The 23,486-nt window shown below is 71.2% G+C and carries 22 protein-coding genes and 1 tRNA gene; 7 read left to right on the top strand and 16 right to left on the bottom strand.

All coding sequences use genetic code 11. From position 1 onward, the window contains the following. Positions 1-12 precede the first annotated feature (12 nt). The 4 genes from OG788_RS23065 to OG788_RS23050 form a co-directional block, all read right to left on the bottom strand. Positions 13-528 (bottom strand): copper chaperone PCu(A)C, encoded by a 516-nt coding sequence (locus OG788_RS23065; RefSeq protein ID WP_406373151.1) that lies wholly within the window; start codon positions 526-528, stop codon positions 13-15. Continuing rightward, positions 525-1,178 (bottom strand): SCO family protein, encoded by a 654-nt coding sequence (locus OG788_RS23060; RefSeq protein WP_406373150.1) that lies wholly within the window; start codon positions 1,176-1,178, stop codon positions 525-527. The genes OG788_RS23065 and OG788_RS23060 overlap by 4 nt, the downstream gene beginning before the upstream one ends. Positions 1,179-1,416: 238 nt before the next feature. Continuing rightward, on the bottom strand, positions 1,417-2,169 hold the full coding sequence (locus OG788_RS23055) for a YcnI family protein (protein WP_356746963.1): 753 nt from the start codon (positions 2,167-2,169) through the stop codon (positions 1,417-1,419). Between the two features lie 216 nt (positions 2,170-2,385). Further along, on the bottom strand, positions 2,386-3,225 hold the full coding sequence (locus tag OG788_RS23050; RefSeq protein WP_406373147.1) for a hypothetical protein: 840 nt from the start codon (positions 3,223-3,225) through the stop codon (positions 2,386-2,388). Positions 3,226-3,476: 251 nt separating this feature from the next. On the opposite strand from OG788_RS23050, the gene OG788_RS23045 reads away from it, so the two are divergent. After that, positions 3,477-3,932: an ATP-binding protein gene (locus tag OG788_RS23045; RefSeq protein WP_406373145.1), complete on the top strand. Its 456-nt coding sequence runs from the start codon at positions 3,477-3,479 to the stop codon at positions 3,930-3,932. Between the two features lie 291 nt (positions 3,933-4,223). Beyond that, the gene (locus OG788_RS23040) at positions 4,224-5,093 is read left to right on the top strand and encodes a triphosphoribosyl-dephospho-CoA synthase (protein WP_406373143.1); all 870 of its coding nucleotides are present in this window, start codon (positions 4,224-4,226) and stop codon (positions 5,091-5,093) included. Between the two features lie 136 nt (positions 5,094-5,229). Here the strand turns inward: OG788_RS23040 and OG788_RS23035 are convergent, their stop codons facing one another. From OG788_RS23035 to OG788_RS23020, 4 genes are all read right to left on the bottom strand, one after another. Then, the gene (locus OG788_RS23035) at positions 5,230-6,705 is read right to left on the bottom strand and encodes an MFS transporter (protein ID WP_406373141.1); all 1,476 of its coding nucleotides are present in this window, start codon (positions 6,703-6,705) and stop codon (positions 5,230-5,232) included. Between the two features lie 120 nt (positions 6,706-6,825). After that, on the bottom strand, positions 6,826-8,226 hold the full coding sequence (locus tag OG788_RS23030) for a PLP-dependent aminotransferase family protein (RefSeq protein WP_406373139.1): 1,401 nt from the start codon (positions 8,224-8,226) through the stop codon (positions 6,826-6,828). Between the two features lie 163 nt (positions 8,227-8,389). After that, complete coding sequence (locus OG788_RS23025; RefSeq protein WP_351535957.1) at positions 8,390-9,871, bottom strand: aminopeptidase P family protein; 1,482 nt, start codon at positions 9,869-9,871, stop codon at positions 8,390-8,392. 100 nt (positions 9,872-9,971) lie between these two features. Beyond that, complete coding sequence (locus tag OG788_RS23020) at positions 9,972-11,483, bottom strand: PP2C family protein-serine/threonine phosphatase (protein ID WP_406373137.1); 1,512 nt, start codon at positions 11,481-11,483, stop codon at positions 9,972-9,974. A 483-nt stretch (positions 11,484-11,966) separates the two neighbouring features. On the opposite strand from OG788_RS23020, the gene OG788_RS23015 reads away from it, so the two are divergent. Further along, entirely contained in the window at positions 11,967-12,632 is a 666-nt protein-coding gene (locus OG788_RS23015) for a bifunctional DNA primase/polymerase (RefSeq protein WP_351535952.1), read from the top strand. 55 nt (positions 12,633-12,687) lie between these two features. Then, entirely contained in the window at positions 12,688-13,272 is a 585-nt protein-coding gene (locus OG788_RS23010) for a hypothetical protein (protein WP_406373135.1), read from the top strand. Between the two features lie 244 nt (positions 13,273-13,516). Here OG788_RS23010 and OG788_RS23005 read toward each other — a convergent pair whose 3' ends face one another. The 3 genes from OG788_RS23005 to OG788_RS22995 form a co-directional block, all read right to left on the bottom strand. Beyond that, positions 13,517-14,485, bottom strand: coding sequence for a DUF5926 family protein (locus tag OG788_RS23005; protein WP_406373133.1), 969 nt, complete (start codon positions 14,483-14,485; stop codon positions 13,517-13,519). A gap of 129 nt (positions 14,486-14,614) precedes the next feature. Then, the gene (locus OG788_RS23000; RefSeq protein ID WP_406373132.1) at positions 14,615-15,244 is read right to left on the bottom strand and encodes an ATP-binding protein; all 630 of its coding nucleotides are present in this window, start codon (positions 15,242-15,244) and stop codon (positions 14,615-14,617) included. Positions 15,245-15,371: 127 nt separating this feature from the next. Next, positions 15,372-16,181, bottom strand: a complete 810-nt coding sequence (locus OG788_RS22995; RefSeq protein WP_351535940.1) for a glycerophosphodiester phosphodiesterase — start codon at positions 16,179-16,181, stop codon at positions 15,372-15,374. Positions 16,182-16,438: 257 nt separating this feature from the next. On the opposite strand from OG788_RS22995, the gene OG788_RS22990 reads away from it, so the two are divergent. After that, on the top strand, positions 16,439-17,932 hold the full coding sequence (locus OG788_RS22990; protein ID WP_406373130.1) for a S1C family serine protease: 1,494 nt from the start codon (positions 16,439-16,441) through the stop codon (positions 17,930-17,932). Between the two features lie 63 nt (positions 17,933-17,995). Beyond that, a tRNA-Ser gene (locus tag OG788_RS22985) sits at positions 17,996-18,082 on the top strand. A gap of 211 nt (positions 18,083-18,293) precedes the next feature. Here OG788_RS22985 and OG788_RS22980 read toward each other — a convergent pair. The 4 genes from OG788_RS22980 to OG788_RS22965 all read right to left on the bottom strand — a co-directional run bounded on the left by OG788_RS22980 (position 18,294) and on the right by OG788_RS22965 (position 21,321). Further along, the gene (locus OG788_RS22980) at positions 18,294-18,572 is read right to left on the bottom strand and encodes a hypothetical protein (protein WP_406373128.1); all 279 of its coding nucleotides are present in this window, start codon (positions 18,570-18,572) and stop codon (positions 18,294-18,296) included. Between the two features lie 275 nt (positions 18,573-18,847). Then, positions 18,848-19,624, bottom strand: coding sequence for an ABC transporter permease (locus OG788_RS22975; protein WP_406373127.1), 777 nt, complete (start codon positions 19,622-19,624; stop codon positions 18,848-18,850). Beyond that, entirely contained in the window at positions 19,621-20,640 is a 1,020-nt protein-coding gene (locus OG788_RS22970; RefSeq protein ID WP_406373125.1) for an ATP-binding cassette domain-containing protein, read from the bottom strand. The genes OG788_RS22975 and OG788_RS22970 overlap by 4 nt, the downstream gene beginning before the upstream one ends. A 12-nt stretch (positions 20,641-20,652) precedes the next feature. Beyond that, a complete protein-coding gene (locus OG788_RS22965) occupies positions 20,653-21,321 on the bottom strand; it encodes a DUF4097 family beta strand repeat-containing protein (RefSeq protein WP_406373124.1) in 669 nt (222 codons plus the stop codon). Positions 21,322-21,565: 244 nt separating this feature from the next. Here OG788_RS22965 and OG788_RS22960 point away from each other — a divergent pair, with 244 nt between their 5' ends. Next, a complete protein-coding gene (locus OG788_RS22960; protein ID WP_406376820.1) occupies positions 21,566-22,303 on the top strand; it encodes a helix-turn-helix domain-containing protein in 738 nt (245 codons plus the stop codon). Positions 22,304-22,523: 220 nt separating this feature from the next. Here the strand turns inward: OG788_RS22960 and OG788_RS22955 are convergent, their stop codons facing one another. Beyond that, positions 22,524-23,399: a bifunctional DNA primase/polymerase gene (locus OG788_RS22955; RefSeq protein ID WP_406373122.1), complete on the bottom strand. Its 876-nt coding sequence runs from the start codon at positions 23,397-23,399 to the stop codon at positions 22,524-22,526. Positions 23,400-23,486: the final 87 nt, after the last annotated feature.

Below are 23,486 nucleotides of genomic sequence, written 5' to 3'. Positions count from 1 at the left end.
GTGATGCCTCCCTCAGTGCCCGGTCTTCGGGTTGTACGTCGCGGACTTCACCGGCATGGAGATCCTCACCGTGCCGGATGTGGCGAAGTGCAGTTCCACGGACACCTTCTCGCCCTGCCGGGGCTTGTGGGTGAGCTTTGCGAACATGAGGTGGTTGCCGCCGCTAGCGAAGTCCAGGGTGCCCTCGGCGGGCACGGTGAAGGACTTCTCCTCCTGCATCGCGCCGTCCTTGGTCGAGTGCAGCGTCACGTCGTCCGAGAGGTCGCTGGTGACCGAGGTCAGTGTGTCGGCGCCGCCGGAGTTGGTGACGGTGAAGAAGCCGGCCGCCATGGTGTCCATGCTCGGGGCGGGCATGTAGGCGCCGGTCACCTTGAGTTCGGGTCTGGCCGAAGAGGACGAGGAAGAGGAAGACGAGGAGCCCGGGGAGCCGCGGTCGTCCGAGGCGCAGCCCGCCAGCGTCCCGGTGGCGGCCAGGACCAGCGCGCCGGCGGTGAGGAGCCCCGCGGGGCGGCCCGGACGGCGCCTCACGGGGTCTTCCCCTCGGCGATCTTGGGAAGGTCCTTGGTGTAGTCGTCGACGGTGGCGTCCTCGCCGTAGAGCACATAGCCGCCATCGGTCTTCGGCGAGAAGGCGATGACCTGGGTGCCGTGCACGGAGACGACCTTGCCGTTCTTGTCCTTCGAGGTCGGCTCGATGGAGATGCCCAGGGTGCGGGCGCCGGCCTGGATCGTGTCGAAGTCGCCGGTCAGGCCGATGAAGTCGGAGTCGATGCCCTTGAGCCACTTGCCGAGGGCGGAGGGGGTGTCGCGGTCCGGGTCGGTGGTGACGAAGACGACGCGCAGCTTGTCCTGCTCGGCCTTCGGCAGCTGCTTCTTGGCGACCGCGAGGTTGTTCATCGTCAACGGGCAGACGTCGGGGCAGTGGGTGTAGCCGAAGTAGACGAGTGTCGGGCGGCCCTTGGTCCGCGCGCGCAGGTCGTACTTCTCGCCGGTCGTGTCGGTGAGCACGAGGTCCGGCTTCTCGAAGGGCTTGTCGAGGACCGTCGCGGCCTTGCCGGAGCCGGCCTCGGCGGACACGTCGGCGACCGGCTTGTTGCTGTCGTCGCCGCTGCCGCAGGCGGAGAGGGTCAGAGCGGCGGCGGCGAACAGGGCGGCCACTGCGTACGTCTTCTTGCGCATAGAAAAATGTCCCAGATGTGAGCGCTCCGGTGTGCACCGGGGGCCGTACGAGGCCGAAGGGCCAGGTCGGACGTGGTCGGGGCGGGTCCGGGCCGGATCGATCCGAGCAGGTCCGGCCCAAGGTGCGGGCCGGTCCGGGCCGGTCGGGTCCGGTCCTGCCCGGAGAGCCGCGTCCTGCGACCCTCCGGTGCGCACCGGGAGCGGGTGTGTCTCAGTACCTCAGGTGCCGTGCGGCACCTCAGGCGGTCGTACGCCGCCGGCCGGCCAGCACGCCGTAGGCCACGCCCGCCAGGCCGACGACGATGCCCACGACGCCGAGCACGCGCGCGGTGGTGTCGCTGCCGTCCGTGGTGGAGGCGGCCTCCGTGGTGTCCTTGGCGGTCTTCTCGGCGTCCTCGGCCTTCTCGTCGTGCGAGGCTTCCTCCGCGGCGCCGGCCCCGTGGTGGCCCCCCTCGGACGCGGCCGAGAGCGCGAGCACCGGAGCCGGGTTCTCGGGCTCCTCGGCGCCCTCCTTCTGCGGCTCGATCCAGCGCACGACCTCCTTGTTGGAGTACGTCTGGACGGCCTTGAAGACGAGTTCGTCGGTGTCCTCGGGCAGAGCGCCGATGGAGAGCGGGAACTTCTGGAAGAAGCCGGCCTCGATGCCCTTGCCGTCGGCGGTCCACGTGACCTTGGTGACGGCCTCGTCGATCTTCTTGCCGTGCGCGGTGATCGGCTTGGCCAGCTTGGACTTGGTGACCTTCACGGTCCAGCCGTCGAGCGGCTCCGGCATGACGGAGGAGAGCGGGTGGTCGGCCGGGAAGCTCACCTCGAGCTTGGTGGTCGAGGCGTCGTCGCGCTCGTTGGGAACCTTGAAGTTCACGACGGCGTAGTCGCCCTTGGCCGCCACGCCCTCGGGCTGCACGCTGACGTGCGCGAACGCGGGGGCGGAGACGGCGAGAACGGCCGAGGCGGCGACGGTGCAGGCGGCGGCGATGCGAGAAGCCTTCATGGAAGAGAACACTCCACTTTCAGTCCGGTGACGAGGGGATGCGCGTGCGCCTCGGTGGCCCCGGGAGAGGGCGAATCCGTGTCCGGGGGAGACCGGGCGGGCACGCGCGCGTGCGGCACGACCGCGTCCCCTCCGGGAAGGCCCGGGAAGTCCGAGGAGGTCCGTGAAGGCATGGACTCCGGGGCTTCCGTGGATTCCGTGAAGCGGCGCGTCGTGTCAGGCGGCGAGGACGAGTGCGGTGGAGGCGGGCGGCCCGCGTCGGACGACCGTGTGCTGGAGGGCGGTCGTCCGTGGAGTGGGGGTCGCGAGCAGCGCGGTGCGGGGCGTGCGCGCGATCTCGGGTGCCCCGGGAAGTCCCGTGCGCAGGGCGCGTACGAGGGTCAGGGCGGCGCGCAACGACCGTACGAGCGCCCCTTCCGCGACTCCCTGCGCCGACAGGCGCATGAGACGCAGCAGCGCGAGGTCGCCGCGGCGCAGAACCCACCCGGCGGCGACGGCCGCGAGGACGTGGCCGAGCAGCATCGGCAGGGAGGGCAGCACCGACATCGGGGTGCCCGCGGCGGCCGGTACGGCGTCGGCGGCATGGTGCATGGACGACGCCATGTCCGTCATGCCCGTGTCGATCCGCGCGTCGGCGAGGATCTTCTGGGCCTGTACGGGGCTGATCGCCGCCGCGGTCGTCCCGCACACCAGGCGGGCGGCCCGGGCCACGAGCGAGGCGTCGGACATCGACATCCCCGAGGCCATCGAGCCCATGGACCCGGTGGCCGTCGTACTGGCGTGCAGCCCGAGTCCGAAGAGCGTGTGCAGCACGGTCTGGCCGAACGCGAGGACCGCCACGATGCCCGGAAGCGTGCGTTCCCGTCCCGCCAGCGCGGCGGCGACGGCGAAGACCGCGAGGAAGCCGGCGCCCAGCGTCCACGCAGGGACCGTGGTGCAGGAGGCGATCCCATGACCGGCCGCGGCCAGCACGACGCAGACCGCGGCGAACACCGCGGCCCTCAGGGTCCGGAGGCCGGCTCCGGAGCGCGCCGAACGCTGGTGGGGGGCAGTCATGGCGGGCTCATCATCGCACTGGGCACACCCGCCACGGACGGCAGGTCCGATTGATGGCATGCGGCCGGTCCGTCCGCAACGCGGCGTACGGCCGAAAGGTCGTCATCCGGCCGCGATTCGCCCGCGCATACACCGCCCCCTCATGTGAGCGCGTCCGCCGTATGGGCGGCATCACGTCCCGTAGGCGATTGCGCACGGGTGGTTGCGGCAATACGTAACGGTATGTCGAGCCGCGCCCAGGAGGCTGGAGCATGAGCATCTGGTGGTCACTCCATTTGCGGCGCGAGGCTGCGAGTGTTCCGCTCGCCAGACGTCTGCTGCTCGGCACGATGGAGAGCGCGGGTGTCGACCCGGACATCTCGTACGACCTCTCCGTCGCTCTCACCGAGGCCTGCGCCAACGCCGTCGAGCACGGCGGGGACACCGTGCGGGGCGCCGGCTGCGAGGCGTACCGCGTGACGGCCTACCTCGACGGTGATCAGTGCCGCATCGAAGTCGCCGATTCCGGCCCCGGCTTTCCGGCCGGGAACGCCCGTACCCTGCTCCGCCCGGCCGGGGAGGACGCCGAGCACGGCCGCGGTCTGTGTCTCATCCAGGAGCTCGCCGACCACGTCCACATCGGCAACAAGCCGGGGCGGGGCGGTGCGGTGGTGAGCTTCGACAAGATCCTCAAGTGGAAGAAGGCCCCTTCGCTGCTGCCGGTTTGACGCTCTGGGCGGTGGCGGTGGCGGTGGCGGTGACCGTGCCGGTGACGTCCGGCCGTGTCTCCGAGGGAGCCCCTCGCCCCGCCGTTCCACCCCCGCGGTCCAATCCGGGAGCTCTGTGAGCGCCGCCCGCCGTCGGCTTCGTGCCGTCCCCCGAAGCCCGTCTCCCGGCACCACCGCGCCCACGGTCCGACGGGATTCCGGCGTGATGCGTCTTCAGCTCTCTCAGGACCCACAGCTCCTTCACAGTGCTCACCCACGTTTCTGAGGGCTGACGTTCCTAGGCTTCCCGGCATGACGGGAAGCCACAAAGACACGACCGGCGCGGGCGGTGGCGACGACGAGGCGCTGGCGCGGGCCGCCGTGGCCGCGCTGACCCGGCAGTTGGAGCTGGCACCCAAACCCGGACTGCCCGACCCGCGCGACCTCCGCGCCCGCGCCACCCGGCGGGATCTCTGCTCCCTGCGCTGGTCCGCCAAGGCGCTGGCACCCGGCCTCGCGGCCATGGCGGCCGCCGCCCGGCGCACCGGCCGGGCCACGCCCGAACTCCGCGCGGAACTGGGCGCGATCGGCCGGTGCGCCGAGCACTCGGTGGCCCTGACGGGCGGTGGACACCGCGGTGCCCTGTGGGCGCTCGGCCTCCTGGTCGCCGCGGCCGCTCTGGACCCCCGGGCCACCGGGCCCGACGTCACCGCGACCGCCAAGCGGATCGCGGCACACACCGACCGGCGGGCACCGCGGCGGCCCTCCCGCGGCTCGTCCGTCTCCGCGAAGTACGGGGCGGCCGGTGCGCGCGGTGAGGCGCGTGCCGGATTCCCCCACGTGCGGCGGGCCTTGGACACGCTCGCCACCGCCCGCTCGGCGGGCGTGCCCGAGCCGCACGCCCGCCTCGACGCTCTCCTCACCGTCATGTCCACGCTCCAGGACACCGAGTTGCTGTACACCGCCGGTCCCCACGGCCTCCGGCACGTCCAGGCGGGCGCCCGGGGAGTGCTGGAAGCGGGGGGCTCCTCCACGGAGGCGGGGCGCGCGAGCCTGTCCGCCCTCGACGACGATCTCCACGCGCGCGCGTGGAGCCCCCGGGGAAGCGGCGCCCTGCTCTCCGGGGCGCTGTTCGTGGATTCACTGCCGGTGAGGACGGCCTCACGGGCCCGCGTCGCCTGAGACGGCCCAACCGGTGCGGGCCCGCGTCCGCCTGAGACGGCCGAGCCCGGTGCCGGACCGCCTCGCTCGGGACGGCCGAACCCATGTCGGTCCCCCTCTGCGGAGGAACCGAACCGGAATCGACATGCCTCGGTGCTCAGTTCCGGGTGGCCGTGGTGACCGGCGTCCGTCGGGTTCCGCCGTTCCGGGGGCCGACGTCGGCCCGGTGACCCGGGACCCCGTCGCGGGAGGCCGCCCACCGCGCCGCCGGTCCCATCGCGTACGACGCCCCGGCCGTGAGAGCCCCCAGCAGCAGCCATCCCGGTGTCCCCCAGCCCACCAGCAGCGCCGTCAGGACGAGGGGGCCCATGGTGCGGGCCACCGTGACCCCCGTACCGAAGAAGCCCTGGTACTCGCCCATACGGTCGGACGGGGCCAGGTCGAAGGCCAGTTGCCAGGAGCCGGCGGACTGCTGCATCTCGGCGACGACCTGGAGGACCGCGCCCGCCACGAGGACGGCGGCCGCGACCCAGGGGGAGGCACCGGACGACAGGGCGAACACCGCGCAGGACGCCGGCATCACGATCCCGGAGCGGCGAATGGCGCGGGTCGCCGTGGCGAGGTCCCTGACGCCGCGGGCCATGCGCACCTGGAAGGTCATCACCGCGACGGTGTTGAGCACGAACAGCGCGGACACCAGCCAGGCGGGCGCCTCGGTGCGCTCGGTGATCCACAGCGGTAGGCCGAGGCTGAGCAGCGGCATCCGCAGCAGCAGCACGGTGTTGAGGAACGTGACCAGCACGTACGGGCGGTCCCGCAGCACGCCGAGTTCCCGATTCCCCTTCCGGTCCCCGCGAGTCGGCGCCACCGACGGCAGCCGCCACAACAGCGCCGCGCACACCAGGAAGCCCACCGCGTCGAGCGCGAACACCCCGAGGTACGCCGACCGCGTCCCGGCGTGCAGGGCGAGACCGCCGAGGCCCGCGCCCACCGCCAGACCGGCGTTGAGCGTCGACTGGAGATGCGCGAGGAGCCCCGTGCGCTCGCCGGCCGGTATCAGCGCGGCGAGCAGTGCCTGCCGGGCCGCCCCGAGCCCCGACTGCGCGGACGCGTAGACGCAGGCCGCGACGACGAAGGCGACGAAGCCCTGGACGACCAGGAAGGACGACACCGCCGTCGCTGTCGCCAGCGCCAGCAGCACCGCCGTGCCCCGTGGTCCGCGACGGTCGGCGAGCCCGCCCAGCGGCACACCGACCAGCGAGCCGATCCCCCAGGCGACCGTCAGCCCGAGCCCCACGCGCCCGGGAGACAGTCCGACGACGTGCGTGAAGTACAGCGCGGACGTCACGTAATAGGCGCCGTCCCCCACGGAGTTGCTCAGCTGCGCGAGCGCGAGCACCCGCTGCGGACCGGAAGGCGGGAGGAGGCGGCTCGCCCGGGCCGGGCCGCGCGACGTACGAGCCCCCGCGAGGTCACGCGCCGTCGCCACCGGTGAATGGGCCGCGTGCGAAGAAGCCTCATGGGCGGAGGCCCCGCCGGTGGTGTGGGGGACCGCCTTCGAGGTCTTCCGCGAGGAGGTGTCCGGAGCGTCGCTCTGCGCGAGCTCCGCGGATCGTGCGGCGCGATGCGTCATGGCTTCGACGCTACGAGCCGGATGGACCGATCGACAGGCCCATTCACCGAGCCTTTCGATGGTCCAATTCCTCCCCGGACCCGGGCCGGACCACCCCGTTCGGCGGCCGCCCGCTCCGGATCACATCGGCCCGCCCCGGCGCCCTTCGGCCCCCTCCAACACCCGCCCCAGCACCTCCAGGGCCTCGGCATACATCCGCTCCCGCGGCGTCCCGTACCCGACGACCAGCCCCTGCGGCCGGCCGTCGCCCGGCGTGTGCCAGTGGTCGCCCAGACGCCCGACCGCGAGCCCCTCCTCCTCGGCGCGCGCCAGCACCCGCGACTCGTCCGCCACCTCGACCAACGCGTGCAGCCCCGCGGCGATCCCCCGCACGCTCCTGCGCGCCCCCACCCGGTCGAGGAGCTGGTCGCGACGGCGCCGGTAGCGCAGCCGGCACGCGCGCACGTGACGGTCGTACGCGTGGCTCTCGATCATCTCGGCGAGCGCCAACTGGCCGATGGACTCGGTGTGATGGTCGCTGTGCAGCTTGATGTCGGCGACCGGTTCGACCAGCTGAGGGGGCAGCACCATCCAGCCGAGGCGCAGGGCGGGGCCGAGTGTCTTGGACGCCGTACCGACGTAGACGGCGTGCGCCGGTGCCATTCCCTGGAGGGCGCCGACCGGCTGCCGGTCGTAGCGGAACTCCCCGTCGTAGTCGTCCTCGATGATCAGCCCGTCCCGTGTGCGGGCCCAGTCGGTGAGCGCCCGCCGCCGCTCGGGGTGGAGCGTGACACCGGTCGGATACTGGTGCGCGGGGGTGACGACGACCGCGTCCGCCCCGAGTGCCGGGAGCCCGTCGGCGCGGGCGCCGTGTTCGTCGACGGTCAGCGGCACGACGTGTCCGCCGCTCTTGCGCACCACGTCCCGGTGGAACGGCAGCCCGGGGTCCTCCATCGCCACCGTCCCGCCGTCCAGCACACGGGTGAGGAGGGCGAGCGCCTGGACGTAGCCCGACGTGATGACGATCCGCTCGGGCGGCGCGATCACCCCGCGGGCCCGTCCGAGGTAGCCCGACAACGCCGTCCGCAGTTCGATCCGGCCGCGTGGATCCCCGTAGTCGTACGCCAAGGAGGGCGCCGTCGCGATGGCGCGGCGCAGCGCCCGCAGCCAGGCCGCCGCCGGGAACGTGCCGACGTCCGGGCTGCCGGGGCGCAGATCGAAGCGGGGCGCACGCGCGCGTGGCGCCCGTACGTCCGCCGCCGCGCCGTCGGCCGGGAGGGGGGCCACCTCGGTGCCCGAGCCCTGCCGGGCCGTCAGATAGCCCTCGGCGATCAGCTGGTCGTACGCCGCCTTCGCCGTGCCCCGGGAGATGCCGAGTTCGGTCGCGAGCCGCCGGGTCGCGGGCAGCCGGGTGCCCGGGGTGAGCCGTCCGGTGCGGACGGCGTCCCGGAGGGCCCGTTCGAGCCCGGCTCTGCGCCCGGCCGACGCGTCCGGCTCCAGATGCAGGTCCACTCCGACGCCGGACCAGAAGTCGTCGTCCACGAAAAGCCGCCCCCTAGGCACACCGAAAGCCCGCAGGCGCGCCGCCGGGCCCGCGGGCGCGCCGACGTCCGGGGGTCACCGCCGTCCCCTGGACACACCGATGGCCGGGCACCTTGGAGGGCACCCGGCCATCAGTCTCGTATCAGCCCTCGCGGGCACTATGTCAGCCCTTGAGGGACGCCATCCAGGCCTCGACCTCGTCCGACCGGCGCGGCAGGCCGGCCGACAGGTTCCGGTTGCCGTCCTCGGTGACGAGGATGTCGTCCTCGATGCGGACGCCGATGCCGCGGTACTCCTCCGGCACGGTCAGGTCGTCCGCCTGGAAGTACAGGCCCGGCTCGACGGTCAGGCACATGCCCGGCTCCAGCGTGCCCTCGACGTACGTCTCGGTGCGCGCGGCGGCGCAGTCGTGGACGTCCATGCCGAGCATGTGGCCGGTGCCGTGCAGGGTCCAGCGGCGCTGGAGGCCGAGCTCCAGGACGCGCTCGACCGGCCCCTCGACGAGGCCCCACTCGACGAGCTTCTCGGTCAGCACGCGCTGCGCGGCGTCGTGGAAGTCGCGGTACTTGGCGCCCGGCTGGACGGCCGCGATGCCGGCCTCCTGGGCCTCGTACACGGCGTCGTAGATCTTCTTCTGGATCTCCGTGTACGTGCCGTTGACGGGCAGCGTGCGCGTGACGTCGGCGGTGTAGAGGGTGTGGGTCTCCACGCCCGCGTCCAGCAGCAGCAGATCGCCGGAGCGGACCGGGCCGTCGTTGCGCACCCAGTGCAGCGTGCAGGCGTGCGGGCCCGCGGCGCAGATCGAGCCGTAGCCGATGTCGTTGCCCTCGACCCGCGCACGCAGGAAGAAGGTGCCCTCGATGTAGCGCTCGCTGGTGGCCTCGGCCTTGTCGAGGACCTTCACGACGTCCTCGAAGCCGCGCACGGTGGAGTCCACGGCCTTCTGCAGCTCGCCGGCCTCGAACTCGTCCTTGACGAGCCGTGCCTCGGAGAGGAAGACGCGCAGTTCGTCGTCGTGCTCGCGGGTGACCTTGTCGGTCAGGGCGGCCTCGACGGCGGCGTCGTAGCCGCGCACGACCCGGACGGGGCCGGTGGCTTCCTTCAGCGCCGCTGCGAGTTCGCGGACGTCCGACGCCGGGATGCCGTACAGCTGCTCGGCCTCGGTGAGGGAGTGACGGCGGCCGACCCACAGCTCGCCCTGCCCGGACAGCCAGAACTCGCCGTTCTCGCGGTCGGAGCGCGGCAGCAGATAGATCGTCGCCCGGTGGCCCTCGGAGGCCGGCTCCAGCACGAGGACGCCGTCCTCGGTGAGGTTGCCGGTCAGGTACGCGTACTCGACCGAGGCACGGAAGGGGTACTCCGTGTCGTTCGAGCGGGTCTTCAGGTTGCCCGCCGGGATCACCAGGCGCTCGCCCGGGAAGCGCGCCGAGAGCGCGGCGCGGCGGGCCGCGGTGTGCTCGGCCTGCGCGATCGGGGTGAGGCCTCGCAGCTCGGTGTCCGCCCAGCCGGACTTCATGCTGTCGGCCAGCTCGTCGGACACGCCCGGGTACAGGCCGTTCTTACGCTGCTTGATCGGCTCTTCCTCGCCGTCAGCGGTTTCGTCGAGCACGGCTTCCGGGGTCTCCGGGGTGAGCGCCTCCGACACGGTCTGCCTCCTAGATACGACTGTGGACCGCCTCCCATCGTACGGTCGTACTGAAGGGGGCCCAGGGCCGGAAGGCCTGTTACACGAGGTATCCGTCCCCTCACTCGAACCGGGCGGCCAGCAGGACGATGTCCTCGTCGCTGTCCGCCTCGTCGAGGCCGTCCGGCAGCACACAGCGCAGGACGTGGTCGGCGATCGCGCCCGGGTCGTCACGGACGGCCCTCGGGACACTCGCCGCCGCCGCGTGCAGCCGGGCGAAGGCGCGGTCCATCGGATCACCGGTGCGGTGCAGCAGACCGTCGGTGTAGATCAGCACGGTCTCGCCGGCCTCGGCGGTCAGTTCGACGCTCGGGGCCTCCCAGCAGGCGAGCATGCCCAGGGGAGCCGACAGCGAGGTCTCCACGAACTCGGTGCGCCGCGGACCGATCACCAGGGGCGGGCTGTGTCCGGCACCGGCGAGGGTGAGCTTGCGCAGGGCCGGCTCGCAGTAGGCGAAGAGGGCGGTCGCGGAGCGCGCCGGTTCGGTCAGCCGCAGCAGCAGTTCGAGGTCGGAGAGCACGGCGACGGGGTCCTCGCCCTCCATGACGGCGTAGGCCCGCAGGGAGGCCCGCAGCCGGCCCATGGCGGCGATCGCGCTGGGGCCGGACCCGCTGACGGAGCCGACCGCGAGGCCGAGCGCGGCGTCGGGCAGCGGCAGCGCGTCGTACCAGTCGCCGCCACCGCGCGGTCCGGTGCGGTGCCGGGCGGCGAGCTGGACGCCGGAGACCCGGGGCAGCCGCGGGGGAAGGAGCTCGGCGGAGATGGTCGTCATGGCCGTGCGCGTGCGGTCCAGTTCCAGCAGCCGCGCCAGGTGCTCGGTGGCGTAGCGGACGTACAGGCCGATGAGGTGGCGCTGTCGCTCCACCGGTTCGGCGGGCTCGTCGTACAGCCAGACGGCGGCACCGAGCCGGCCCGCCGCCTCGGTGGACAGGGGCAGCGCGTAGCTCGCGGCGTAGCCGAGACGGGCGGCCACCTCGCGGTGGCGCGGGTCGAGCCCGTCCTCCGAGAGGAGGTCCGGCTGGGTGATCTCACCCTCGCCACCCGGCAGCCCGTCCAGGATCCTCCCGTACGACATGGAGCTGCGCGGCACGGTCTCGATGTGGCCGAGATCCGCTCGGGCGAGTCCGAGTCCGATCGTGGTGTCGGGACCCAGTCCGTCGCCGGGTTCCATGACGACGAGACCGCGCCGGGCGCCCACGAGGGCGGCTCCGGCGCGCAGCAGTTCCTGCAGTGCCTCGCTCAGTGTCGCGGTGCGTGCCAGGCGCTCGGTGAGTTCGTGGAGCGTGGTGAGATCCGAGACCCAGCCCGCGAGACGATCTTGGAGAACGGCCCCGGCGTCGACCGGGGAGACGGCCGAGGAGTCCCCCGCGGGGGCGGGCGTCGGCGCGACAGTGTGTGCGGGCGAAGGAACCGTTGAATCGATTCCAGCCACTTTCGGAAGGTGAGGGGCGTTCATGACGTCCGGCTTTCCGACCGGTGCGTATTGCTCAATAGCATCGCAAACCCCCATGTCGTTCTGCGCCGCTAGCGGTGTCTCCACATGTACACGTACTCGTGAGGGGATGTCCAGCATTGTCCTGCCGGGATTACTGGTGTCCGTGAGACCGTCGGTAACCCTTGCGGGAAACCAAAGTTGGCCTAAAACTGACTCGGGCAACGGCTTATTGAGGTCGACTGGCCTCGTTCGACGGAGCGTCACAGCGGTCGTGATGGGTACGTACTCGGTGAAGGCCAGGGGTGGTTGAGATCCGCCCGGAACCTGGCGACGGACCCGGGCGTCTTAACCACCGACGACCGTGCCCCATCCTCCCCGTGGCGGAGGCGGCAAGAAATACGCGGGACGCAAAACGCCAGGCGCCGCCACCCCACGCCATGCCCATGCTGTTGGTACACGCAGTACGGGCGCGGACGCAGCCACATGTTCGGCCCAGAGGGGTTCCCCTTGCCTCAAGCAGGGGTGTGATGCGCCAGCAGGTACGCACAGTGAAGAGATCGACACATGGTGTGATGTGATCCTCGGTGTTGCCAGGCGTGCAACGGAAAGGAACGAGCGCTCATGCGCGAGATCCTCGGAAGGCGACGCAGGCTCCTGTCCAGGCGAAACAACGGGAGGCCTGAGATGCTCAGCGCGGCCCTGACCTTCGCGACCCAATGGCGGTGGCCCGTACTCCCGGGTGTGGCGGCCGATCCGCAGGGGCGTGCCCGCTGCGGATGCCCCGACCCGGAGTGCACGGTGCCCGGCGCCCATCCCTTCGACCCCGGCCTCCTCGCGGCCACCACCGACGAGCGCATGGTGCGCTGGTGGTGGACCAACCGGCCGTCGGCACCCATCGTGCTGGCCACGGGAGGCAGTGCCCCGTGCGCGGTGAGCCTGCCCGCCCTCGCGGCGGCCCGTGCTCTCGACGCCCTCGACCGCAACGGCATGCGCCTCGGCCCGGTCGTCGCGTCCCCCACCCGCTGGGCGATCCTCGTCGCCCCGTACTCCATGGAACAGCTCGGCGAGCTCCTCTACGCGAAGGACTTCGTTCCCGGCTCCCTGCGCTTCCACGGCGAGGGCGGCTACATCGCCCTGCCGCCGTCCGAGACGGGCCAGGGCCAGATCCGCTGGGAGCGCGCTCCGCTGCCCGGCTCGGCCGCCCCCTGGGTGCCCGATGTGGAGGCCGTGGTGGACGCCGTGGTCGAGGCGCTCACTCGTACGGGTGTGAGCGCGCCCGAGTTGTAGGGGCGTCCGGCGCGCGGTGAGCCGCGCGCCCGCCCCCGCTCGTTATCGTCCGCGTATGCAGCGTCATTCTCGGGGGCCCAGTGCCTCATCGCCGCCGCCCGGCGGGCCGGACCCCCGAAGAGTTCGACTGGTGGCGCTGGCAGGCGTCGTGGCGTTCGTCCTCGCCCTGCCGCTGGCCGTGGCTTCGGCCGGCTCCGTGGGCGACGACGACTCCACGGCCGTACACGAGACGGTTCGCGTGGACGACCGGCCGCCGGCGCCCCGTCCCGGGCGCTCTCCCCGGCTGCTCGGCCTCGGTCTCGCGACCGCCGCCCGGTGCGGTCCCGAGCTCTCCTCGCCCGACGGCGTCGAGGCGCAGACCTGTGTCATGGCGCAGGGCGAGGAGACCTGGGCGCGTACCTACTACCGCAACGCCACCGGCGACGCGCTGAACTCCGTACTGAGTCTGATGGGCCCCGGCGGCCGCACGGTGCAGATGAACTGCGCGGTGGACGCGGAGGACGATCCGGGGGTGTGCGAGACGCCCAGGGAACGTACGGCGGGGGCTGCGGGGGCGTACACGGCGGTCGCGGAGTTCGCGAAGGACACCGGCTCCGCCGGACCGCTGCTGCTGCGCTCGGGGAGCAACTCGGGCCAGTAGCAGGGGTGTTGACGTCGTACGGGATTCCGCACATGGAAAGACCCGGTTGCTGGCGACGGGGGATGCACCAGCAACCGGGCTACTCGAACGGTAACAAGAGATCGGCGGTTCGCAAATTCGATCTCGGCTATTCGGACACGGATTTACCTGTCACAACGGGGAGTTGTGACAGGAGTCACCCGTTTCCGAGGTCCTGACCAGCTGACCGGTCGGTCAGTTTCCGGACCTGTGGGTTCGCTGTGTGTCAGCTGAGCGTCACCTGTCGGTTGGTGAGCCCCCCGCGCGCGCGGCGCTCGTCCGCCGTCAGCGGCGCGTCCGTGGCCAGAGCGGTGGTGAGGCGCTCGGCGAACTCGGCCGCCGGCTTCTCGATGTCGTCCGCCGTGACACCGGTCGGCAGGTCCCAGACCGGCACCGTGAGCCCGTGCGCGCGGAAGGAGCCGACCAGCCGGGTGCCCTCCCCGAGGCTCGAACGGCCCGCCGCGTGCAGTCGCGCGAGGGCGTCCAGAAGCTGCTCCTCCGCGTACGGCATGACCCAGCGCAGGTGGTTCTTGTCGGGCGTCTCGCACCAGTAGGCGGCGTCGACCCCGGAGAGCTTCACGGTCGGGATGGCGGCGGCGTTGGCCCGCTCCAGCGAGGCGGTCACCTCGGCCGTCGCGTTCTCCGCGTCGGGGACCCAGAATTCGAAGCCGCTGTGCACAACTGGCTCGAACGTGCCTTCGGGGTCGAGCAGGTCCTGGAGCCGCGGACCGTCGGCCGGGGCGCGCCGGCCCTCGATCGGGGTGCCGGGCGGCGCGGTGAGCGCGCGCCGGAGGGTGTCGGCGAGGTCGCGGCTGATGTCGCCGGACGCCGTGTCGTTCTGCAGGCCGAGCAGCACCGAGCCGTCGTCGCGGCGCAGCGCGGGCCACGCCATCGGCAGGACGGTGGCGAGGGTGACCGAGGGGACTCCCTCGGGCAGGCTCTCCTTGAGCTTGAGCTCGACCGTCGCGGCGGGCACCAGCTCGCGCAGCGCGACCCAGTCCCCTTCTCCCTGCAAACCCTCGAACGGGCGGTGCACCAGCTCGGTCACGGCGTGCGCGGCGGCTCGGCCGTGGCAGGCCTTGTAGCGGCGGCCGCTGCCACAGGGGCAGGGCTCGCGAGCGCCGACAACCGGGATCTCGCCGCCGTCCTTCGGCTGCGGCTGCTTGGCCTTCGTCTGGGGTCGCTTCTTGGCCATCGTGGGTGTCTCCCGATCACGGCTCGTCTCGTACTGGCGCGAGCCTAGCCGTTCGTACGGGGGCCGACGGGATCCTGTGGACAACGCACCGCGTCGTCCTGGAACCCGGCGCTTCGGTCGGCGTGCGCCTCAGTCCAGATCGTCGAAGGCTTCCGTGAAGTCCAGGTCGGATATCCCGGACACCCTGGGTGACGCGACGCGCGTAGCGAAATCGTCGTGCCGGCGCGCCGTTTCCACGTCGTCCTGGATGACCACCCACACCGTGACCTCGCCGTGGATGTCGTCCCGGACACCCCAGTCCTTGGCCAGCGCCGTGATGATGTTCAGCCCGCGGCCGCCGCGTGCGGTGACCGAGGGCGTGGCGGGAACGGGGCGGGTCGGACCACCGCCGTCCGTCACCTCGACCGTCAGCCGTCCCGCCGGGTCGATGCGCCACGTCGCGCGCACATCGCCGTCGCCGGCCAGGGCGTCGCCCAGGGGCCTGCCATGTCGGCAGGCATTGCTGAGCAGTTCGGAAAGGATCAGTACGGCGTCGTCGATGACCGTTTCCGCCACACCGCCGGAGCGGAGTTGATCACGCATCCGGTGTCTTGCTTCCCCCACGCCCGCAGGGCCATGGGGTACGGCCATGCTCGACGACGTGGGCACCTCCTGTGCCACCACCAACGCCACCCCCGAGACCTCCTTTGCCCCACGCCACGGTGTGAATGCCCCTTTGGACTGGACCGGAAACCGGCCAATCAACGTCTGCTGACGCACTCGTAACGATCGAATGCGGAGCGAACGCGCCGGAGCACTCCCTGTAATCGGGTGGCCGATTCTCGATGGTTTTCGATGGGCGATCCTGGTGCTTTCCGTGGGGTGCCCGCCCTGCGGCAAGGCCAGGTCAGCGGCCCAACTGGCTCAGCACGGCGCGCGGGCGGTTGGTGATGATGGCGTCGACGCCCAGTTCAACGCAGAGATCGACGTCCTCGGGCTCGTTCACGGTCCAGACATGCACCTGATGTCCGGCTCGTTTCAGTCGTTCGATGTACCCGGGGTGACTGCGTACGATCCGCATCGAGGGGCCCGCGATCCGGACACCCGCGGGCAGTCGTCCGTCCCGCAGCCGGGGCGAGACGAACTGGAGCAGATACACCGTCGGCAAGGTCGCGGACGCGGCCCGGACACGGTGCAGGGAGCGTGCCGAGAAGCTCATGACGCGCACCGGTGAATCGCCTGCGGACTCGGGGGTGTCCAGGCCGAAGCGCTTCAGCAGGTGGAGCAGCCGCTCCTCGACCTGGCCCGCCCAGCGCGTCGGGTGCTTCGTCTCGATGGCCAGCTCGACGCGGCGGCCGGCGTCGGCGACGAGCTCGAGCAGCCTCTCCAGGGTGAGGACGGAGGTGTCCTCGAGGTCGCCGGGGGCGTGTTCCCAGTCGGGCGACTCGTCGCGGTTCTTCCAGGATCCGAAGTCCAGGGCGGCGAGTTCGGCGAGCTCCAGGGCGGAGACGGCCCCGCGGCCGTTGGACGTCCGGTTCACGCGGCGGTCGTGGACACAGACGAGATGGCCGTCCGCGGTCAGCCGTACGTCGCACTCGAGGGCGTCCGCGCCGTCCTCGATCGCCTTCTTGTACGCGGCCAGAGTGTGCTCCGGGGCCTCTTCGGAGGCTCCGCGGTGGGCGACGACCTGAATCGGGTGCTGTCGTGCGAGGGTCACCGCGTCATGGTGCCACCGTCGCGGAGCGGGCGTGAGGTGAGATACGTCGCAGTTCTATCCTTTTGGCACTAAAGGTCCGTTATAAAGGATGGCCTTGGACGCACAGCCACCGCTTATGGTGCCCTGACGCCTCGTGGGAAAAGCTGACGGCGTACAAAAGCACATGCACAGCTGCATCGCGCCGGGCCATCGACAAGTGTGAGTGGGCGTGACCGAGTGCGACCGAGAACAACAGCCGTGGATCGAGGAGAAGAGCTGTGAGCACCGAGAACGAGGGCAACGCAGTACCCCCGGCCCCGTCCGCACCTCCTGTGCCGGTGGAAACTCCCGCTGCTTCCGCGCAGGGCGCCTCGCATACGGGGAGCGAGCCGACGGCTCCGATCCCCGCGGTGCCCAGCGCCCCCGGCGCACCGGAGCACGCGTCGGCGCCCGCCGGCATGCCGGCATACGCGTCGGCCGGAGCCGGACAGGGGCCTGACCCCTACGGGCAGGGAGCCGGGGCCCAGGGCTCCGCGCCCGAGGCGGGCTGGCCGCCTCCGCCGCCCGCCACCCCTTCGTACGCCGACGGCGGCGGCTCGGGGGCCGGCGGCTGGGGCTCCTCCTACCAGCAGCCCGCGCCGAAGCCGAAGAGCGGGCGCGGCGGCCTGGTCGCCGCGATCCTGGTGGCCGCGCTGGTCGCCGGTGGTGTGGGCGGCGGCCTCGGCTACTCCCTGGCCAAGAACAACGACGACTCCACCGACTCGACGACGGTCTCCGCCCCGAGCAGCAGCGGCGAGGTGAAGCGGGCCTCGGGCACGGTCGCCAACGTGGCCGCCCAGGCGCTGCCGAGCACCGTCACCATCGAGGCCCAGAGCAGCAACGGCGAGGGTGGCACCGGCACGGGGTTCGTCTTCGACAAGCAGGGCCACATCCTCACCAACAACCACGTGGTGGCGGACGCGGTCGACGGCGGCAAGCTCACCGCGACCTTCTCGAGCGGCAAGAAGTACGACGCCGAGGTGGTCGGCCACGCTCAGGGCTACGACGTCGCGGTCATCAAGCTGAAGGACGCGCCCTCGGACCTGAAGCCGCTGCAGCTCGGCGACTCCGACAAGGTGGCCGTGGGCGACTCCACGATCGCGATCGGCGCGCCCTTCGGCCTCTCCAACACGGTGACCACGGGCATCATCAGCGCGAAGAACCGTCCGGTGGCATCCAGTGACGGCAGCACCGGCAGCAAGGCCTCGTACATGAGCGCCCTGCAGACGGACGCCTCGATCAACCCGGGCAACTCCGGCGGGCCCCTCCTCGACGCCTCGGGCGCGGTCATCGGCATCAACTCCGCGATCCAGTCGTCGAGCAGCGGCGGACTCGGCGGCTCCGGCCAGTCCGGTTCCATCGGCCTGGGCTTCGCCATCCCGGTCAACCAGGCAAAGTACGTCGCCCAGCAGCTGATCAAGACCGGCAAGCCGGTGTACGCGAAGATCGGCGCCTCGGTCTCCCTGAACGAGGGCACGGGCGGCGCGGAGATCACCGAGCAGGGCGCGAGCGGCTCGGCCGCCGTCGAGTCCGGCGGCCCCGCCGCCCAGGCGGGTCTCAAGCCCGGTGATGTCATCACCAAGCTCGACGACATGGTGATCGACAGCGGCCCGACCCTCATCGGCGCGATCTGGACCCACAAGCCCGGCGACACCGTCAAGCTCACCTTCACGCGCGACGGCAAGACCCACACGGCCGACGTCACCCTCGCCTCCCGAGAGGGCGACAGCTGACCCCCGCGTCGGGCATCCGACCCGTTACTCTTGTCCCCGCGCCATCGATCACCGGCGGCGCGGGGTGGGTTGCCCGAGCGGCCTAAGGGAACGGTCTTGAAAACCGTCGTGGCAGCGATGTCACCGTGGGTTCAAATCCCACACCCACCGCAGAGGAACGGCCCCTGACCAGGTAACTCGGTCAGGGGCCGTTGCGTTGCCCACTGCCCCCGAGTTCCCGCGGTTCACCGTGGTCCGCTCGATCGGCACGCCTGGGTACGACGTTTTCAGGGTTGCCTCAAGAGCGCTGACGGGCGACACCGGCCACGATCGGTCGCCGCGGTGGCCGCACCTCCCAGCGCTGCACTGCGCAGGTGCCCCGTCAGGCCGGCGTGCACTTCTTCTTCACCGCGTCGTAGAAGTCGTCGGCGAACTCGTCCTCGGACAGTGCCGAGGCGAACGAGGGGATGTGGATGGGGTGCTGTGGGTCGTGCGCCCGGTAGGCGGCGCAGTACTCCTGGCGCTGCTTCTTGGTGCTCGCGTACCAGGCCGCTTCCCCTGGCGACCTTGTGGGATGCAGCGGCTTGGGCTCTTCCTGCGTACACCCTGCGAGCAGGGCAGCCAGTGACAGAGCCAGGGCGGCTATCGATACGCGTCTCACAACATCTCCCGGCGATGAAAGCGAAGGTCGGCGGAGCGGCTTCGGGCTGGAGCTGCTTTGGGGTGAGTGATCATGGCCCCTTGAGCTTCCGGCGAGTGGGGCAGTCTGTGGAACTGCCCGTTGAAGCACGACGTTGGGGCCATGATCGCACTTGGCACGGCACTCGATCCGGCACGGCGGAAGGGGTGCCACTCTCCGGAGTGGCACCCCTTCCGCATGTCCCTGTCCCAGTCCTGGCCCCGGTTCGCGAGTGGCCGGACGCGTTGTCATCTCGTCTATTTGGGGTCGCGGTCGAACTGTGCCTTCGACCAGCGGTGGCCGAGGACGCTCAGGGCCAGGCACCAGGCGAGGGCGATCCAGCCGTTGTTGCCGATCTCGGTGCCGAGGAGGAGTCCGCGCAGGGTCTCGATGGCGGGGGTGAAGGGCTGGTACTCGGCGATCGGCTGGAACCAGCCCGGCATGGAGTCCAGGGGGACGAAGGCGCTGGAGATGAGGGGCAGCAGGATCAGCGGCATCGCGTTGTTGCTGGCCGCCTCGGCGTTGGGACTGCCCATGCCCATGCCGACCGCGATCCAGGTGAACGCCAGGGCGAAGAACGCGAGCAGCCCGAACGCCGCCAGCCATTCCTGCACGGTGGCGTCCGTGGAGCGGAAGCCCATCGCGACGCCGACCGCGCCGACGAGGACCACGCTCACGATCGCCTGCAGCACACTGCCGACGACGTGCCCGAAGAGCACGGAACCGCGGTGGATGGCCATGGTGCGGAAGCGGGCGATGATGCCCTCGTTCATGTCGGTGGCAACGGACACCGCGGTGCCGACCACGGTGGAGCCGATGGTCATCAGCAGGATGCCCGGAACGATGTAGGCGATGTAGGCGGAGCGGCCAGCGCCACCGCTCATGGTGTTGCCGAAGATGTAGACGAACAGCAGCAGGAGCATCACGGGGGTGAGCAGCAGGTTGAGGGTGAGGGAGGGGTAGCGGCGGGCGTGCAGGAGGTTGCGGCGGAGCATGGTGGTGGAGTCGCGTACGGCGAGGGGGAGGGTGCTCATCGGACGTTCTCCTTGGGCTGGTTTGGCTGGTTCGGCTGGTTCGGCTGGTTGGGCTGGTTGGGCTGGTTGGGGTGTTGGGTGGGGAGGGTGGTGTTGCCGGTGAGGGCGAAGAAGACGTCGTCGAGGTCGGGGGTGTGGACGGTGAGTTCGTCGGCTTCGATGCCGGCGGTGTCGAGTCGGTCGAGGATGGTGCGCAGGTCGCGTTGGCTGCCGTCGCTGGGGATCTGCAGGGCGAGGGCTTCGTCGTCGTGGGTGGTGTCGGGCAGTGTGCGGGTGGCTGTGCGGTAGGTGGCGGGGTCGGTGAAGCGGAGGCGGACGTGTCCGCCGGGGATGAGTCGTTTGAGTTCGTCGGCGGTGCCTTCGGCGGCGATCCGGCCGTTGTTCAGGACGGCGATGCGGTCGGCGAGTTCGTCGGCTTCGTCGAGGTATTGGGTGGTGAGGAAGACGGTGACGCCGTCGGTGACGAGTTCTCTGATGATCTGCCACATGTTGTGGCGGGAGCGGGGGTCGAGGCCGGTGGTGGGTTCGTCGAGGAAGATGATCCGTGGGGTGCCGACGAGGGTCATGGCGATGTCGAGGCGGCGTTTCATGCCGCCGGAGTAGGTGGAGGCGGGTTTGTTCGCCGCTTCGGTGAGGTCGAAGCGTTCCAGGAGTTCTTTGGTGACCTGGCGTCCCTCGGTGCGGGAGAGGTGGTGCAGGTCGGCCATGAGGAGCATGTTCTCCTCGCCGGTGATCAGGCCGTCGACGGCGGAGAACTGGCCGGTGACACCGATCGCGGCACGGACCGCCTGCGGGTCGGCGGCCAGGTCATGGCCGCCGACCCGGATCTCGCCGGCGTCGGAGTCGGGGGAGATGAGGGTGGAGAGGATCTTCACGGCGGTGGTCTTGCCGGCGCCGTTCGGGCCGAGCAGGGAGAAGACCGTTCCTTCGGGGACGGCCAGGTCGACGCCGTCGAGCACGGTCTTGTCGCCGTAGGACTTGCGCAGCCCGTTCGCCGCGATGGCCAGCTTCGTCATGATCGGTGCTCCTCAGAGGCTGCGGGCGGCGATGTCGCCGTGGGCGGTGGTCGCGTGGATGGTCAGGCCGGGGGTGCCGTCGGTGTTCTTGAGCGTGTTGTCGATCCGGCCGTGGCTGGTGCCGGCGTCCAGGGCGGCGGAGACTCCGCGGGCGGCACCGACCGACACATCGCCGGACTCGGTGCGCAGCACGACCGTGCCGCGCACGGCCTCGGTGATCCGGATGTCGCCCTTCGCGGTGCTGATCTCCGCGGGGCCGCCCAGGCGGCCGACCGAGATGTCACCGGCGAGGAGGGTCAGCCGGACGCCCGCGGTCTCGTCGATCTTGACGGAGCCCTGAGCGCCCTCGAAGGTGACGTCGCCGAGCCGTCCGACGCCCCGGAACTCGGCGGCCGCCGCCTTCGCCTCGACCCGGGAACCGGCGGGCAGCTGGACCGTCACCTCGATGGATCCGGAAGCGCCGAGGATCCGGTTCTTCGCCCGTGAGGTCTCGATCCGCAGGACACCGTCGTCGTACGCGACCGTGGTCTGCTCCGCGGCCTTCACGTCGCGGCCCTTCGAGGCGTCCGCGGGCAGGACCTCGACCGTGGCATCGGTCCGGTCGGCGGCGATGAGACGGATGTGCCCCGCGGGGATGTCGAGGACGGCGGAGATCGGGGCGGGGGTGTCGAACTTCTGCATCGTGCTCTCCTTCTTCTGCGTCGCGCGCCCTTGCGGCCCGCTGTGTTTCTGATGATGGAAACGCTACGTTGCATTCATAGTTGCGGCAACAGTGTTGTTGCGTATTGATCCCATCAGTGCAGGTGAATGCAGAGAATTCATTGCAATGACTCTGGATCTAATGCAACAACTCGACGCAAATCGTTGCAATGGAATGAGAGTGAACGCTATAGTGGAGACACCGAAGACCACGAAGGAGGCCGCGATGCCGGGAGGCAGGCTCACCCAGCAGGAACGCCAGCAGATCGCGCTGGGACTGGCCGACGGCCTCGCCTACGCGGAGATCGCCAGAAGCCTCGACCGTCCGACCTCGACGATCACGCGCGAGGTGATGCGCAACGGCGGCCCCACCGCCTACCGGGCCGACCTCGCCCATCGCGCCACCGAACACAGGGCCCACCGCCGGAGACAACAGGCCGCACCTCGGGGGTCGGATGCGCCCCCGCAGGCCCACGGACGCGACGCCGAGGCGGTGCGCGAGTTCGAGGAGACGTTCACCACCGTCATGATGGCTTCGGGCGCACCCAAGATGATGTCCCGGGTGATGGCCTGTCTCACCCTCACCGACGCGGGCAGCCTCACGGCGTCCGAACTCGTCCAGCGTCTCCAGGTCAGTCCGGCGTCCGTCTCCAAGGCGATCGCGTTCCTCGAGAGCCAGGGCCTCGTCCGCCGGGAACGCGACGAACGTCGCCGCGAGCGCTACGTCGTCGACGACGACGTCTGGTACCAGTCGATGATGGCCAGCGCCCGGTCCACCGCCCAACTGGTCGAGACCGCACGGGAAGGCGTCGGCATCCTCGGCCCGGGCACCCCGGCCGCCGCCCGCCTCGAGAACATCGCCCGCTTCCTCGACTTCGTCTCCGAGAGCATCGCCCGCGCCGCCGAGCAGGCCCGCGAGATCCTCCACACGAAACCCGAGACGACCTCGGACGACACTGCCTGAGCCGGGTCGGATCGCGGCGAGACAGCTGCCTTGCCGGGCACAGCGCACGGGACTCGCGCCGGATCCCGCGATCCGAGCCGATCCGAGCCGATCCGAGCCGATCCCCGATGCCACGCCCGGCGCGGATGACAGGCCCCTGACCGGGTTTCCGGGTCAGGGGCCGTTCGCGTCTCGGTTGCCGGTTGCTGGCTGTCCGCTGTCCGCTGTCCGCCGGGCCGTCTCAGGGCTGCCGGGGCGGAGGGGCCGTCATCCGGGCCGCGGAGGCGATCGTCGAGCGGGCCTCGCGTTCGGTCAGGCCCGTCCGGACGGCGGCCTGGACGAGCGGGGTGATCAGTTGGGGGCCGATGCCGTTCTCGTAGGCGCGGCAGGCGGCCCAGAAGAGGCGGGTGTTGCGCTGACCCGCGTGCGCGGCGAGGACGAACTGGACCAGCCCCTGGCCCTGCCGACCGGTCGTGGAGGGTGCCGGATGGCTCGTGCGGGGCGGGGGCAGCAGCAGGCGCAGGAGTTCGGACGGACAGGGTGCGGGTGCGAGTCGAGCGGTGCCGGGGGCCGTTTCGTACACACCGTGTTCGGTGCGTGAGCCGGGGCCGACGAGGTAGCCGCCGGCGCCCCGGATGTCGATGCCGGGGGCGAGCCGGCTCGCCGAGTTGGGGACGACGACGTCCGGCGGTCCGCTCAGCCACAGGTGGCGGCCGCCGCTGGGGGTCAGGACGACCACCGTGTCCGGAATCGTGAAGAGATGGCGCAGCGCCAGCTCGCGCAGGGCCGCCGAGGAGTCCGTAGCGGACTTGGTGTCGAGGTCGATGCCGATGAGGTGGTGCGGGTGCAGTCCACAGGCGATGCCGTAGCCGGTGGCCCAGGGGGCGGCGGCGAAGAGCGCGCGGATGCGTCGGGGCTCGGTCGAGGCGTCGTACACGCCGTGCCCGAAACGGCCGCATTCGCCGTGGCAGGGATTGGGATCGGGGTCGTCGTGGTGGGGGGAGCGCAGGGCCGGGAGCTTCGTTCGGGACAGCGGGATCACCGCCAGTCCGCGCTCGGCTGCGGACAGGGCGTGGGCCAGGGCCAGGGTGGTGGCCCGCCGGTCGATGGTGGCCATGCATCCATGTTCGTACGAGTGTTCGAAAAAGGGAAGGGCTCTCGGGGTGTGCGGGGGCGCCGGGCGGGTGAAGGGCGAGATCGGCCG

Origin of the sequence: Streptomyces sp. NBC_00647 (assembly GCF_045207245.1) — a bacterium.
In the GTDB taxonomy this organism is placed as follows: Bacteria; Actinomycetota; Actinomycetes; order Streptomycetales; family Streptomycetaceae; genus Streptomyces.
This window is presented reverse-complemented; position numbering and strand designations above follow the sequence as displayed.

What these genes read in the sequence shown, in the direction of transcription:
- OG788_RS22965 (WP_406373124.1), bottom strand. Translation starts at nt 21,321, where the DNA reads ATGCAGAAGTTCGACACCCCCGCCCCGATCTCCGCCGTCCTCGACATC.
- OG788_RS22960 (WP_406376820.1), top strand. Translation starts at nt 21,566, where the DNA reads ATGCCGGGAGGCAGGCTCACCCAGCAGGAACGCCAGCAGATCGCGCTG.
- OG788_RS22975 (WP_406373127.1), bottom strand. Translation starts at nt 19,624, where the DNA reads ATGAGCACCCTCCCCCTCGCCGTACGCGACTCCACCACCATGCTCCGC.
- OG788_RS23005 (WP_406373133.1), bottom strand. Translation starts at nt 14,485, where the DNA reads ATGGCCAAGAAGCGACCCCAGACGAAGGCCAAGCAGCCGCAGCCGAAG.
- OG788_RS23010 (WP_406373135.1), top strand. Translation starts at nt 12,688, where the DNA reads ATGCAGCGTCATTCTCGGGGGCCCAGTGCCTCATCGCCGCCGCCCGGC.
- OG788_RS23050 (WP_406373147.1), bottom strand. Translation starts at nt 3,225, where the DNA reads ATGACTGCCCCCCACCAGCGTTCGGCGCGCTCCGGAGCCGGCCTCCGG.
- OG788_RS23035 (WP_406373141.1), bottom strand. Translation starts at nt 6,705, where the DNA reads ATGACGCATCGCGCCGCACGATCCGCGGAGCTCGCGCAGAGCGACGCT.
- OG788_RS23015 (WP_351535952.1), top strand. Translation starts at nt 11,967, where the DNA reads ATGCGCGAGATCCTCGGAAGGCGACGCAGGCTCCTGTCCAGGCGAAAC.
- OG788_RS23055 (WP_356746963.1), bottom strand. Translation starts at nt 2,169, where the DNA reads ATGAAGGCTTCTCGCATCGCCGCCGCCTGCACCGTCGCCGCCTCGGCC.
- OG788_RS23040 (WP_406373143.1), top strand. Translation starts at nt 4,224, where the DNA reads ATGACGGGAAGCCACAAAGACACGACCGGCGCGGGCGGTGGCGACGAC.
- OG788_RS23060 (WP_406373150.1), bottom strand. Translation starts at nt 1,178, where the DNA reads ATGCGCAAGAAGACGTACGCAGTGGCCGCCCTGTTCGCCGCCGCCGCT.
- OG788_RS22955 (WP_406373122.1), bottom strand. Translation starts at nt 23,399, where the DNA reads ATGGCCACCATCGACCGGCGGGCCACCACCCTGGCCCTGGCCCACGCC.
- OG788_RS23045 (WP_406373145.1), top strand. Translation starts at nt 3,477, where the DNA reads ATGAGCATCTGGTGGTCACTCCATTTGCGGCGCGAGGCTGCGAGTGTT.
- OG788_RS23020 (WP_406373137.1), bottom strand. Translation starts at nt 11,483, where the DNA reads ATGCTGGACATCCCCTCACGAGTACGTGTACATGTGGAGACACCGCTA.
- OG788_RS22970 (WP_406373125.1), bottom strand. Translation starts at nt 20,640, where the DNA reads ATGACGAAGCTGGCCATCGCGGCGAACGGGCTGCGCAAGTCCTACGGC.